Consider the following 13346-nt stretch of genomic DNA (forward strand, 5'->3'; position numbering starts at 1 on the left):
CTTTAAGCATCTATCTTTTCTATAGCTATCCGATGATCGAAACGCTACCCGAATCCGAAATTCAAGCTTCTATAAATCAACCTGCTGCGTACCCAACCGTGAAGGAAAGTTGGGGGGCGCTCGGCTGGTTTATGCTACTGGCACTCGTTTTAGGATTTCTGTCCATTCCCTTCCTTCGCTTTACAACCCACGCGCAAGCCATCATTGTGACTGTGGTAGCCAGTGATTTGGCCAAGGCTCTGATCATCGTATTTCTGCTCTGGAAAATTCCGTCGGTGCGCCGTCAGCCAATTCGGCTGCTGGCGTCGCGCGAAATTCCGTTGGTGTACCTATTGCTGCCGCTACTGGTGTTCGCGCAGATGGCCCTGCGCACGTTGGTTGTGTTCCTGCATCTGCCCAACTGGATGAGCGATTCTATGCAGAAGCTAAGTGCATTTCCTGGGCTATCATTTTTTGTTATTTGCATCTCGGCTCCCATTCTGGAAGAGCTACTCTTTCGGGGCTTGCTGCTGCCGGGGCTACTCAAAAACTACAGTCCCCGCAAAGCTATAATACAGTCCAGTTTATTATTCGGGATTATCCACTTGAATCCGGCCCAGGTTGTATCGGCGTTTCTGTTAGGGCTCTTTTTAGGTTGGCTGTACTACCGCACGCACTCATTGGCGGCGTGCATCGTGGTGCATTTCCTTAATAATGCTGTGGCTTGGAAGGCTTTGCAAAATCCGAAGTGGCAGAATGTAGACGACCCAATCGCCCTATTACCCGGTGGCTCGACACTACTTTTAATGATAGTCATAGCGGCCGTCATTTTCGCTGGCGGAACCTGGCTTATCTGGCGGGCCACGCAGCAGAGCGTTGCTATGAGAGAGACGTCGATAGACAGCCTAGAGCGTTAAAAACGGAGCCGTCGGCGCACCTGCTGCCACAGGTTGCTGACCTCTGGTACGGCCCGTGTCAGCAACAAAAGCCCCCCATATACACCCGTAAGCACTGTAGAGCGAACGAGCATCGTGACGAACACCGAGTGAGTAATCGGCACCAGCCATGCCGCTAAACCAGCAACTGCGGCAACTGCTAAAACCAGCGGAATCCGAAAATCGAAGGGCTGCAAACCGTAAGCGCGCCACACAAACCAGGTGCGCGCCACGTTGATGCCAGTCATGGCCAGGAGGGTGGCAAGCGCGGCGCCGGTGAGGCCGTACAACGGAATCAGGAGCAGATTGAGTAGCACCGTAGCTACGGCCAGCGACACATTGAACACCAAATCAAAGCGGTAACGGGGGGAGGTGACCAGAATCAAGCCGTTGACACCCGTTATACTATCGAAAAGGCGTCCGGCCAGCAGCAGCAACACGGACGTGGCGCCAGCCGCAAATTCGGGCCGCATCAGCGAGTAAATGAAGTCCAGATTCAAGCCAATGCCCAGCGCCAGCCAACACCCCACCACCGTGTTGAGCCGCGTAGTGCGGCGGTAAAAGTCGGCCATGCGCGGCATATCCTGCGCTTTCCAGTACTCCGCCAGCAGCGGAAAAGCAATCTTATTCAGCGAGCGAGCCGGAATAGTAAGCGCGGTGCTAATAAAAAACGCGGTGGTATACACGCCCGTAGCCGCCAAACTTATACTAGAACCTACCATCAGCGAATCGATGGAGCCAATGATGGTGCCCGACAAGCTGGACAGAATCACGAACCCGCTGAAGCTGAGCACTTCGCGCACGGGCACTACCCTCAATGCCGCCTTGGAAGGCCGCAAGTGCCACTCACCCAAGTACATCACATAGAGCGCCAGCAGCAGCGTAGCGAATCCATAGCTGCCAATAAAAGCCAGCACAAACTGATGAAAGGTTAAATACCCCAACGAGAATAAAAGCGCCGCTACCACCGTGAGCACGCGCAGAAGAATATCCTGCACAAAGGATGAAAAAGCCGTTTGATAAAGCGCCTTCAGGTACGCATCCTGCAAGGAATAAAACAGCGTAAACAGCGCCAGAATTGCCCCCAGAAGTAATACGGATTGAGCAGCGCCGCATCTCGTTCATATTGAGCCAACAGAAAGGGTTTGCCCAGTACGTAGATGATGGTCATGACGGCAAATCCCAGCAGCGGAACGCCCAACAGCATCGGCAGAAACCCTTGGTGGCCAGTGTCTTTATCGCGGAAATAGGGGAAAAAGCGAATGCCAGTGCTTGCAAACCCAAAGGCCGCCAGCTGCGCGTAAATGGTCGCTAATGACACCAGCACCCGAGTCAACCCAATCTGGTCGGCGGCCAGCAGGTTGGGCAGCACCAGCACAGTATTTACAAAGCCGAGGCCTAACCCGATGTAGGCAATAATGGTGTTGCGCAGTCCCTGCCGCTGAACGATGCCCAAGTGTGCTGTATACTAATTAGTTGATTTGTAGTTAATTGTCAGGCTGATGCCGACGCCGTAGGAGGATTCAGATGGGCTAGGATATCTGCGCCATTTACGAATGCTGTGTTGCGGCTGCGAAGGTAGTGTACTAGTTCTTGGAACTGCCGAGGCCCGTTTTTTTGATTCTGGGGGCAAAATTCTCGTTGTGCCAAAGCACGGTGCATACCCCGCCAAAGCGCTCAATTTCCTGAAACATGGGCACCAGAGCTGGCAGAATTTCGTGCGGGGCCAGTTGCAGATAGTTAGGATGATGTAAGGTGGCATCCATCACATGGAGCGGGATTTCCAGAAATTCAAACGCTTTGCCCACCTCGAAATTGAAGGGATAAAACGGTAAGCAGTAAGAATGTCGAAAGCCATAATGCTCCGCAAATCCTAGCGTAGAATCGTAAGCAAACCCGGCCGCTGCTACAGTGTGCGGCGACTGGTGCGGCTCCCAACTGAGGTAGTGAAAACGGTTGCCTAGTGCTGTTACGGGGAGCTTTCCCTTCTCTTGTTGGAGCCGGGGGGCATTTTGAGACGTCCCGAGGCTACCATGCACGGCTATTTCAGCACCGTTCTGAGCTAGGCGTTGAATGCGTTTTTGGAAGTGTGGCGTGGTCAGATCGTAGTCTGCATTGTGGATGCCGTTGGCGGCTCGCTCTGGATTACCAAGAAAAAAGAACGTGGATTTTGCCCCCAGCGCTCGGTTTCGGCCTGCACTTCTTCCAGGTTATTCCAGTCGTCCTGCCCTCGTAGCCGCCGCCACAATAAGCGCCCGAATAAGGCCAACTGCCCTTTATGCAGGGCCGCTTTGCCCTCGCTCTTCCAGGCGCTGAGGCAATTATCGATGTCGTGGGTTATAAACGTGGCGAATGGTGCCTGATTTGCCCCCCAGCCGCGTAGCTGTAACTTTTGGCCAGTAATATACTCTACGGCTGTGCGCAATACATCAAAATAGTAGTTGACTACCGGTACCGCCACAAATCCGTACTGCTGCTGCACGCTGATTGCGTAGGGAAACCGTCCGTGCTGGTCGCGCTCCTCAGAAAAATACTCCTGCCAGCCGCTGAGCAGATAAAAGGCGGCCGAAATTATATCCGCATGGATGATAGCCCGACCGCCGGGCAGAAGCTCCAACAGTGGGTGCTCTGGCTTAGTATCGAAAAAGAAGGCAATACGCTTACCCTGCCACTCGCGCCAGGTTGGTGCTGGTGGAAACGGTTGCTGGCGCTGAAAAAAGCCATCTGCTTGGTCTGCTATTTCGAGCTGTGGCTGCATCTCTGAGTAGCCAATTGTCAGCTCCGGCACCACCGAATAGGCTTGCCTGAAGTGATGCAGAACATAAGCCAGCCGGACTTCTCGTGAAAGCGCTCGACTGACTATGGGGGGTAAAAGGGCAGAAGGAGAAGCAGGCATCAGCACGAAAATACGAGTTGGAGCTGATGGCTACTGCATTAGGCATTTTTTAGCGAACTACTTCCAGCCACCCTTTAATGGCGCTGTTGGTGCTGCTGCGGCGCAGCATATAGTAATAAACGCCCGGCGCAGCACTGGTGCCCCAGTCGTTGAGGTAGCGCTCCGTTTGATACACTTCCTTGCCCCAACGGTTGTAAATTGCCAACGACCATTCGCCTACGGAATAAGAAGCAACTACGAAGGCATCGTTGCGACCGTCTTTGTTAGGCGTGATAATGTTGGGCACGCAGAGTTGAGCGGTCAGCGTTCTGCTGGCTGTTTGAGTGTTGCAACCACTACGCACTGTTACGCTATACGTGCCGCCCTGCCGGGCTAGAAGCGTGCTGCCCGTCGAGCCATCCGACCATAAGTAGGAATACGCATTACCTACTGGCGCTCGCAATAGCAAAGGAGTACCCTCGCATACGGTAGTATCAGGGCCCAAAGCAAAAGCAGGCACTGGACTGGATGCGCGCAATACCACCTGCCGACTGCGCGTAGTGGTGCAGCCAGCGGTAAAGGTTGCTGTTACGGTATAGGTACCCGGTTGTGATACGCTAATAGTGGGGGTAGTAGCACCGTTGCTCCACCGGTAGGATTGAGCTCCGGCAGCAGCAGCAGTGAGTTGCGTATTGCTGTTAAGGCATATTACAGAGTCGCCGCTAATAGCAACTACGGGTACGTTAAGCACAATTCCCGTCTGCATATACTCGGCACGGTAGGTCTGCTGCGTGGCAAGCACTGAGGTCGGGGTTGAGGTCGTTGTGGTTAGAGTTGACCAAATACCATCATTAGCTGGCCGCACAGAGAGACCTGAACAACCCAAACCGCCCACAGGACGAAGCCGAAAATCATAGGCGCCAGTTAGTCCTCGGCTAAACACCCCAAAGTACACAGCCGCACTAGTTACTGCAGCAGGCTTAATGGAAGGCTCCTGATTTACAACATACAGCTGTACGCCATCCGTTTGGGTTCTAATATTGTTGACGATGGCCGAGTCGCCGTTGGTCGCTTTTATGCGGAGACGTGTCGTCCGCAAGTCGGTTCCGTAAGCAAAGGTGCTGGCATCTCCGATGGCGGCTCCGGATGGTTGCCAGAGTGCAGCGCTAGCAAAGTTGCTTAGCGTACCGTTGACAGGGACGCTCCCTTTGTCAACCGCTATTGTGCCGGAGGTCTGATCGAAGTTATAATAGGCCACTAGCTCAGCAGGTACAGGCGAAATCTTGCGGCACATATTGGTCCGGATCTGGTCTTCAGTCAAGGCCGTGCGCCACACCCGGATTTCGTCAATGTCGCCTAAAAACAGGTTTTCTGCCTGTACAATATACTCGCCAATAGCTAGGGCTGAACTTGTAGTCAGGTCTGCTCGGGAGAAAGGATAGGTGGCACTGTTTTCCAGTACTCCATCTACATAGATTTGCCAGGAATTGATGTTACATACTCCTGCCAAATGATGCCAACGCCCATCGTCAACGCGCGTGCGTGAGGCTCCCGAGGACATATACAAACCTACACTGGTGCGTCCATTGAAATAGGCCGCACCATTGTTGGTGTACAAGTGAAAACCTTTTTCCTCTACTAGTGAGTTTGAGTATTTCCCCGCTACCCATTGGTAGCTACTGCTGGTGGTGCGAACCCATGCCTCCACACTCACTTGCTGAGTAATGCCGCGGTTACTGGTACCACAGTTTATGTATGTGCTAAATCCATTAAAATTCAGCTTGTTACCTGATCCAGCTAAGGTCTGAGCTTGTAAGCTAATGCTAAATAGGCCGGATGCGAAAAGTATGATAGCAGAAAGAAGTGATACTCTGAGTAAACAATTTCTCATAGAAATATTTTAAGGAAAAGACGGCTAAAAGTACGGTTTAGCTATCCAGTCTAACAATTTATCTAAAGCAATATTTTTACTGTGGCCCTCATGGGGAGTGCCCAAAGTTGAATTATAGTAAGCAGCCCGTTGGTAAAGGCTAGCAGGCTTGTGCTGTTCATAGCGCCACAATAATTCACCCAATTCCGGTAGAGTAGCCGCTCTTTCTACCAGACCATTCGCCACATATCCATAGTAGTCATCGGCAACAGTGTGGGTGCCAAAGCGATAGTATATACTCGCCAAATTGAGGAGGGTAGCCTCTAAATGCGTTGAAGTGTCGGCGGCGATAAGAGCGTCTTGGTGCTGCAAAAATTCAAACACGTTTTGCTGACGCGCATTTGAAAAAAGCAGCTGCGGGTGCTCCCGTAAAAAACCGAAATCACGGGTGTCGCCGGGATGAGGGCGGAAAGTGAATGTGATTCTAGGAAACGCTTGGAGTAAAGCAGCTACGGTTGCTCGTATTGCTTCCGTGTCATCCAGCAAATTGACGGCAATACCCACGCGCTGCACTACCGGAGCCGTATTGCGCTGACGTAGAAAAGCATCGGCTTTGGGCATACCTACTAGCTCTACGCGGCCCTGAACTGGGCCGCATTGCCGGTATTTATCCAAGGCATCCTGACCTTCCAGAAGGCTTAAATCGAAGCTCAGGGGCGGAAAGTAGGTACTTACGCTGGCGTGTTGTACATAAGCAGTGGGTATCCGGCAGGTGCGAGCGGCGAGTAGTAGTGCGCGGGCGTCGTCGTTGTGGTCATTGGCAAAGATGATGGCTTTGGGCTTGTAATGACGCAACGCCCGCACATACACTTCATAGTAGCCGATGGCATTAAAAATCAAATCGAAAAAGCGTAGCGCCCGGCCTCCTTCTGTGCGCCAAAGCCCCGTCAGGACCAATGGGAATTGCCAGTAATATAGCAGCTTGCGGCGGAGAGAAAGCCGGTTTACGTGGCTATTATACCGCCCGATTTGTTTGCTCTGACCAGCAACAAATACGCTGTTTGGTAAGCCTGTGCGAATAAATTCTAGGGCTTCGTAGTTGTTCTGACTTACGACATACAGCCAAATTGCCCCCCGCAGATTTTCGGCATTGTGCACGGGCTTCAGAGCGTTTCCGACCAGCCGAACACCCGCGTAACCCAACACTTTTATGAGTCGCTTTACGGGATTGAGCGGTGAAATGCCCCCAACATTGCGGGAGGCAATTGGGCAAACAAATCGGTGAAGCGTAGTTGCAAAATGTCGCGGGTGCGGGCAACGAGCTGAGCCAGATACGACATGATGTTGGGTTACAGTGCTTCCCAGGTGAGCGGTGTGCCTGCTCGCAAGTTCTGGCGCGCCGGCTTACCCAGCAAGGGCTCATAGTAGCGCGGCGGCAGGCCGTCGCCGGGGCGTACTACCCGCAGGTTTTCTTTCGTAAATACGTCTCCCGCTCGTATATCCTGAGCCACATATAAGGAGCGTTTGTACAGACGACTTTTCTCCTCGGCCCGCTGCACTCCATACTGAATCTGGCCCAATGCCTGCCAAGCCCGCTCCGTTTCAGTGACCAAAGCAGCTACTTCCTCGGGTTCCAGAGAAAAAGCCGAATCGACACCACCGTCGGCGCGGCGGAGGGTTACGTGCTTCTCAATAACGCAGGCGCCCAGCGCCACGGCCGCTACCGCAGCACCCACGCCCATAGTATGATCGGAGAGGCCTATGGGGCATTCTGGGAAAAGCTGGGTCAGATGGGGAATAGTGCGCAGATTGGTATTTTGGGGCGTGGCGGGGTAAGTGCTGGTACATTTTAGTAAGACCAACTCCTGACAACCGGCTTGACGGAGTACATCTACCGCCTCCGCTACTTCGGCTAAAGTGCTGGCACCAGTGCTCATAATTACGGGCTTGCCGGTGGCGGCTACGCGCCGCAGCAGGGGCCAATCCGTATTTTCGAAGGATGCTATCTTGTAGGCGGGCACGTCGAGCGATTCCAGAAAATCGACGGCTGTTTCGTCGAAGGGCGAGCTAAAGGCTAGCATTCCCAACGATTTCGCGCGCTCAAATAACGGCTGGTGCCACTCCCAGGGTGTGTAAGCTTCCTGATACAACTCGTGCAGCTCCCGGCCAAACCACAACGAGTTCGGGTCGTCGATGCGGTAGGCCCCGGGCAGCGTCATGGTATCGGCGGTATAGGTTTGGAGCTTTATAGCATGCGCGCCGGCGGCCGCTACTGCATCAATAATGGCAAAGGCACGCTCCAACGACTGGTTATGATTGCCACTAAGCTCAGCAATGACGAAAGGCGGTTGGTCGGGGCCGATAGGGCGAGAGCCGATATGCATAGATAAAGAGGTTAGGCGCTGCTACTCAATTCTTCTGTCAGCCGGTGCGTTGCTGAAGCCAGTTAAAGATGAGCGTCTTTTAAGACTAAAAATTTGCCCCCTAAAGAAGCCACACAAAGGTAACCGAATCGGGCTCGCCGGATAATGGGGTGGGTAGCAGCGTGTAGCCAGCGCGCTCAAATGCGCGCAATGAAGCTTGGTTTCGGCGCTGCACATGCCCCACTATTCGTCGTACCTGCGGATAACTTTGAGCCAGATGCGCTGTGCCCAGCGCTAGCAGCGGGGCCGCCCAGCCACGCCCCCGATACGTAGGGTCGAGCAGGTAGCTCAAAGTGGCTTCATCGTGCGCAACACTAAAGCGAATGAGCCCAATGGGCGCGCCCGTGGACTCCTCTTCGGCCAAAAGCAGCAGGGCATACGGATCAGTAAGACGGGCATTTAGCCACCGCTCATGAAACTCGGCGGGAACAGGCTGTGGGTTGAAAGAAGCCTGCCGAACGGTTGGCTCGTTCGTCCAAGCCAGCAGTAGATCAGAGTCGGCAGCGGTGACTAGGCGCAGATTAAAAGGCGCATCGGGTATGCATAAGGCATTGAATGCCTGCCGTAAACGCGCCGGTGCGTGGCCGTCGAAATACTGATTCTGAGCTGCTCGTAGCTGCTCAGCAATGCGCAGCACTTCTGGTGAAGTCAGTACGTTGGCGGCGCTGGGGTACAGTAGGGCCATGCCTGCTGACCGCAAAAATTCGTGCAGATCATGCTGATTGGCGGCAGTGGGCAACAGAAAAAGCAAGCCACCACCAGCCGCGCAATACTCGTAGCTGATAGTGCTGGGTGAACACACCGCCGCCCCACAACTTTGCATGAGCTCGGCTAAAGCGTCGGGGGCAAATTTCGGTGCAGCGTAACTTTGCCTTCGTGTTCCGCCCACTGACTCAACGATTCCCAACCGGTATAAGCACTGCCTACTACGATCTGCACCTGCTCAATGACAGGTAGCGTGAGCAAGGTGGCCGCCACGCGCTGCGTCTGGTGGGTAGGGTCAGCCCCGCCCAGACAAACCAGCACCGATGAGGGCGAAGCAATTGTGTGGGAAGCTGAATTGGAGCGGAATGCAGCCCGCAACGGCGCATATTTTGGGCCGCTCAGCAGTCGGGCCTGCGGCTGCCGCAAGTCGTAATTGGCTTCAGAAATGCCCCCCGCAGGGTTCAGCACCACGTCGGCGGCAAAGGGGAAGGCGTGCAAATCATCTAGGCAAACCAGCTTAGCTACGTAGGGGCGCACGGCCTCCTGGTAGCTGAATTCGAAGCCGTAGCCATCTAGTACAAGGATGTCGGTGGGGCGCAATACGTGGTGAGCCAGCCACGCCGGCTCACCGCCCGCCGGTTGCGGCGGCATTTCTACGACTTCCGAACAGGACTCTTGAAGCTGGCTGAGAAGCACATGGTCAGGCTCCTGAATAACGAATACGCACCCGAACTGGTCGCGCAGGATATCGGCCAAAGCCAACAGGCGCATCACATGGCCCAGCCCTATACGCGGATTTCCATCGGCACGAAGCACGAGGCGGGGCGAGGTGGGACTGGTGGTCATGGTTTTAGCTGCTCGTTTTCGTGATTTATCTGCGTAAGCCATGGATATTTCACTACTAATTCCTCCACTTCACTTAAACCGAAGTTGGTAGGCAGATGCGAAAAGAGTAGATGCAGCAATGCATAATCGCTGGGGTAATCCAAGGTTAGACGCAGGTTTTGAACTAAGCCGGGTAAAATGAATGGCATCGTTTGGATCCGAAAAAGCCCCCAGGGTTGCGACGCAAATAAGGTGTCACATGTTCGCGCTCTTCTGGCCGTGTAGCTTGCTCATGCGCGCGCCCCAAAGCTGGTGTGCTAATAACTTCCAAGTTTGTTCCTAGCGGCAAGCCCGTAGTCAACGTGTAATCAGCCTGTTCTGCAAAATGGTGGGCTATTGCTACATCTATGTAGGCAGGATCAATTACTGGATTATCACCGGTAAGGCGTATCACTACGTCTACTTCATGTAGCTCCGCCGCTTGGTAAAAACGGCTAAGCACATCCTGCTCATCACCACGAAAAACGGTAGTGCCTGCCTCCGTCGCCAGCTTTGCTAGCAAGTCGTCAGAAGGTTGGGTAGAAGTAGCTACAATAACCTGATGAACTGCGGATGCTTGCCGCGCACGATGAATAACATGGTGCAAAACCGTTGTTTCAGGAATATGGAGAGGCAATGCGAGCAACGCTTTACCCGGCAGCCGGGTTGAGCTCATACGAGCTTGAATAACAGCTCCGACGCGGGGCTTGGGGGGCAAAATTAGCGTATCGTCCATCCGCCGTCTACTACCAGATTGTGTCCGGTAACGAAATTAGAAGCCTGAGAACTTAGAAATACAAACGCCCCTTGAAGGTCCTCCGGTTGACCAATTCGGCCTAAAGGAATACGCTGTGTCAACTCCGCTACAAACGCTTCATGTGCTTGTACCGGCTGGCTTGGAAAGGCACCCGGCGTTACACAGTTAACTTGAATATTTTCTTTACCCAAATACGAGGCGAAATACCGCGTGAGTTGGATTACCCCTGCTTTGGCAGCGCCATAGTGAGGAGGATTTGTGAATTGCGGGGTACTTGTATAGGCACCAAAATCTGGAGCAACTATGCCGTACATGGAGGCCACATTGATGATTTTGCCAGCCCCACTCTCACGAAAAAAAGGAATAATAGCTTGAATGCAGCGGTAGGTGCTGCCTAGCGAGCCATCTAATCCAAAAGCAAATTCTTCATCAGTCAAACTTTCAGGCTGGTTGCCACGGCTGTAAAATGCGTTATTGATGAGTACTGACGGTAGTCCGACAGTAGCACTGCTATGCTTGAAAGCCGCCTTTACAGAATGTGTTGAAGCTACATCACATGGAATAAAGTGGGCTTTTGAGTTATCCTCAAGCTCTGCGAATGCTGCATTAAAGGAAGCCTCTTCACGGCCTAAAACAACTACTGTCGCACCCTGATCTAGCAGTCCTGCCACAATCGCGCGTCCCAAGTGCCCATAGCCACCTGTTATAAGAACGACTTTATCCTCAAGGGAAAACAGCGATTTTTTGGTTGTTAGCGGGGTGGCCATGTATAAGGTAAAATGAAAGAATCTGAGTTCTCAGCTAAAGGCTGGAAGGCAGCATACAGCGTTTTTACTGCATATACATACTGAGCGGCTGCAAGATTTTCGCGCAAATTAACTCTGGAATCCACACCAATAACCACCCGTGCTACTCCTGGTGTATAGGCTGCAAATAATAAGAGCGCTGCCGCTAATGGAACTTGAATCTCGTTTGCGATACGATGTAATAATTCAAGTTTAGGCCTCAAGGGTTCAAAAAATGGGGGCACTGTGGCAGGCTGCCGCAAAAGTAGGCCCTGTAAAAAAGCAGAACGTGCATGCACTTGAATTCCTTGATGGGCTAGTTCAGGCATCAGAGGAGCAAATCGTTGATCTAACGCATTAAATGGTACCTGCACTATGTCTAGTGGCCAACCCTTATCCAGCAACCATTCGGCCTCCCAAGGATGATAAAGCGAAACTCCCACACATTTAATACGTCCAGAGGCTCTTGCATCCAATAGGGCATCATAGGCATCAGGATGCTGCTGCAAGGCCGTAAAGCTATGGAATAGCACCCCATGGATAGTAGATTGACGCAAACGAGCTAGCGAATCATCAATTTGTCGAGTCACATTAGGTCGAGGAGCGGCACCTACTTTGGTAATGAGTTCGAATGTCAATGCATGAGCAGCTAATTCGGTACCTATCACAGTTTCGCTGTCGCCGTAAGCAGCCGCTGTATCAAGCGTCGTAATCCCAGCATTAGCTGCTTCAAGTAAAATCTCAGCTACGATGGCTGAAGCAGGCTTTCCAACGTTATTATTAATGCCGTAGGCAAGGCCAAACTGCGCTGTGCCAAGTGCTAGTCGTTGTACAAATGGAACGTCTATCATTAGCCATTTATAAACTCCCGCACACAGTCAATTACATACTGTTGCTCCTCGTCAGTCAGATCCGGGAACATTGGCAGGCTCAGACAGTGTGCATAATAGGCTTCTGCCCGGGGAAAATCACCCAGCCTCCAGCCCATCTCCTGATAGTGAGGCATTGTATGCACTGGAATGTAATGCACCTGGGCAAAAATCTGGCGCTCGCGCAGAAAGTCATATAAGCCTTTACGATTCTCAATCTGAATAATGTAGAGATGAAAGGCGTGACCATCCGTGGCAGCTAGCGTGCGTACGGGAAGCATTTCGGCAAAGGCTACATCATAGCGAGCAGCAAGCGCGCGTCGTCGGGCAAGTCCGGTATCAGCGCGTTGGAGCTGACTGATTCCCAAGGCCGTAAGCATATCGGGCATGCGGTAATTGTAGCCCAAGGTTTGCATCTCGTAGTACCAGCCGCCGGGGTTTTGGATAAGATGCGCCGGGTTCTTGGTGATGCCGTGCGTGCGAAGCATCAGCAGCTTTTCGTAGAGTGCCGCATTGTTGGTTGTTATCATGCCACCCTCGCCGGTGGCAATGTGCTTGACGGGATGGAAGCTGAAAATGGCCAGATCAGCAAACGCCCCGTTGCCGCACCGCTGCTCCTGGCCTGTCGAGTCGACAAAAAAGCCCCCCGGCGCGTGGCAGGCATCTTCAATCAGCCATAGCCCAAACTCATCAGCCAGCGCCCGCGCTTCCTCCATATTCACGGGCAAACCCGCAAAGTCGACAGGAATCAGACCATGAAAATGCCCTTTCGGATGACTTTCCAGCAACCGCCGCACCTGCTGCAAGTCGATGAGCGCGGAGGCGGGGTCGATATCAGCAAAATGAACTTCGCCACCGCAATAAAGCACGCAGTTGGCGGAAGCGGCAAACGTGATGGGCGTGGTAATGACGCGCTGACCAGGTTGTACGCCTAGGGCCAGCGTGCACAGATGCAAAGCCGCCGTACCATTACTCACGGCCACGGCATACCTAGCCCCGATGTAAGCCGCAAATTTCTCCTCAAACTCCGCCACCTTCGGGCCTTGTGTCAGGAAATCGGACTGGAGTGTATCCGTAACAGCTTGTATATCTTCTTGCGTAATGTGCTGGCGGCCATAGGGAATAGGACGCGTAGGCTGAAAGGTGACAGTGGCGTTGGTCATAGTCTGGTAAATATACACAGCCGGGGCGCTTGGCGTAGTAACCGGATCTGTACAATGATTAGGGTTAAGAAAGCTTATAGCGTAAAACAAAAAATGCCGCTCTTAGTGCAGAGCGACATTC

At 53.0% G+C, this 13346-nt stretch carries 14 protein-coding genes; 1 reads left to right on the forward strand and 13 read right to left on the reverse strand.

What is annotated here, in order from left to right; genetic code table 11:
- The first annotated feature begins 32 nt into the window (after positions 1 to 32).
- A complete protein-coding gene (locus G7064_RS19665) occupies positions 33 to 896 on the forward strand; it encodes a CPBP family intramembrane glutamic endopeptidase (protein WP_166074935.1) in 864 nt (287 codons plus the stop codon).
- Here the strand turns inward: G7064_RS19665 and G7064_RS19670 are convergent.
- The 13 genes from G7064_RS19670 to pseC form a co-directional block, all read right to left on the reverse strand.
- Positions 893 to 1963, reverse strand: a complete 1071-nt coding sequence (locus tag G7064_RS19670) for a lipopolysaccharide biosynthesis protein (RefSeq protein ID WP_166074936.1) — start codon at positions 1961 to 1963, stop codon at positions 893 to 895. The genes G7064_RS19665 and G7064_RS19670 overlap by 4 nt on opposite strands.
- Positions 1945 to 2370 carry a hypothetical protein gene (locus G7064_RS19675; protein ID WP_166074937.1) on the reverse strand — a complete coding sequence of 142 codons (426 nt, stop codon included), beginning with the start codon at positions 2368 to 2370 and terminating at the stop codon, positions 1945 to 1947. Before G7064_RS19675 ends, G7064_RS19670 begins: the two co-directional genes overlap by 19 nt.
- Before the next feature lie 130 nt (positions 2371 to 2500).
- Positions 2501 to 2953 (reverse strand): hypothetical protein, encoded by a 453-nt coding sequence (locus tag G7064_RS19680; protein ID WP_166074938.1) that lies wholly within the window; start codon positions 2951 to 2953, stop codon positions 2501 to 2503.
- 59 nt (positions 2954 to 3012) lie between these two features.
- Positions 3013 to 3672 (reverse strand): DUF7033 domain-containing protein, encoded by a 660-nt coding sequence (locus G7064_RS19685; RefSeq protein WP_166074939.1) that lies wholly within the window; start codon positions 3670 to 3672, stop codon positions 3013 to 3015.
- A 187-nt stretch (positions 3673 to 3859) separates the two neighbouring features.
- Positions 3860 to 5497, reverse strand: a complete 1638-nt coding sequence (locus tag G7064_RS19690) for a LamG-like jellyroll fold domain-containing protein (protein ID WP_240935610.1) — start codon at positions 5495 to 5497, stop codon at positions 3860 to 3862.
- A 207-nt stretch (positions 5498 to 5704) separates the two neighbouring features.
- The gene (locus G7064_RS19695; RefSeq protein ID WP_240935611.1) at positions 5705 to 6817 is read right to left on the reverse strand and encodes a hypothetical protein; all 1113 of its coding nucleotides are present in this window, start codon (positions 6815 to 6817) and stop codon (positions 5705 to 5707) included.
- Between the two features lie 191 nt (positions 6818 to 7008).
- Complete coding sequence (gene pseI, locus G7064_RS19700; protein ID WP_166074941.1) at positions 7009 to 8043, reverse strand: pseudaminic acid synthase; 1035 nt, start codon at positions 8041 to 8043, stop codon at positions 7009 to 7011.
- A gap of 100 nt (positions 8044 to 8143) precedes the next feature.
- A complete protein-coding gene (locus tag G7064_RS19705; protein WP_166074942.1) occupies positions 8144 to 8905 on the reverse strand; it encodes a GNAT family N-acetyltransferase in 762 nt (253 codons plus the stop codon).
- 8 nt (positions 8906 to 8913) lie between these two features.
- On the reverse strand, positions 8914 to 9633 hold the full coding sequence (gene pseG / locus G7064_RS19710) for a UDP-2,4-diacetamido-2,4,6-trideoxy-beta-L-altropyranose hydrolase (RefSeq protein WP_166074943.1): 720 nt from the start codon (positions 9631 to 9633) through the stop codon (positions 8914 to 8916).
- 163 nt (positions 9634 to 9796) lie between these two features.
- Positions 9797 to 10327 carry a cytidylyltransferase domain-containing protein gene (locus tag G7064_RS19715; RefSeq protein ID WP_166074944.1) on the reverse strand — a complete coding sequence of 177 codons (531 nt, stop codon included), beginning with the start codon at positions 10325 to 10327 and terminating at the stop codon, positions 9797 to 9799.
- A 44-nt stretch (positions 10328 to 10371) separates the two neighbouring features.
- Positions 10372 to 11175: an SDR family oxidoreductase gene (locus G7064_RS19720; RefSeq protein WP_166074945.1), complete on the reverse strand. Its 804-nt coding sequence runs from the start codon at positions 11173 to 11175 to the stop codon at positions 10372 to 10374.
- Positions 11160 to 12044, reverse strand: coding sequence for an aldo/keto reductase (locus G7064_RS19725; protein ID WP_166074946.1), 885 nt, complete (start codon positions 12042 to 12044; stop codon positions 11160 to 11162). Before G7064_RS19725 ends, G7064_RS19720 begins: the two co-directional genes overlap by 16 nt.
- On the reverse strand, positions 12044 to 13225 hold the full coding sequence (gene pseC / locus G7064_RS19730; RefSeq protein WP_166074947.1) for a UDP-4-amino-4,6-dideoxy-N-acetyl-beta-L-altrosamine transaminase: 1182 nt from the start codon (positions 13223 to 13225) through the stop codon (positions 12044 to 12046). The genes G7064_RS19725 and pseC overlap by 1 nt, the downstream gene beginning before the upstream one ends.
- Positions 13226 to 13346: the final 121 nt, after the last annotated feature.

The sequence above is a fragment of the Hymenobacter sp. HDW8 genome (assembly GCF_011305775.1).
Lineage (GTDB): Bacteria > Bacteroidota > Bacteroidia > Cytophagales > Hymenobacteraceae > Hymenobacter > Hymenobacter radiodurans.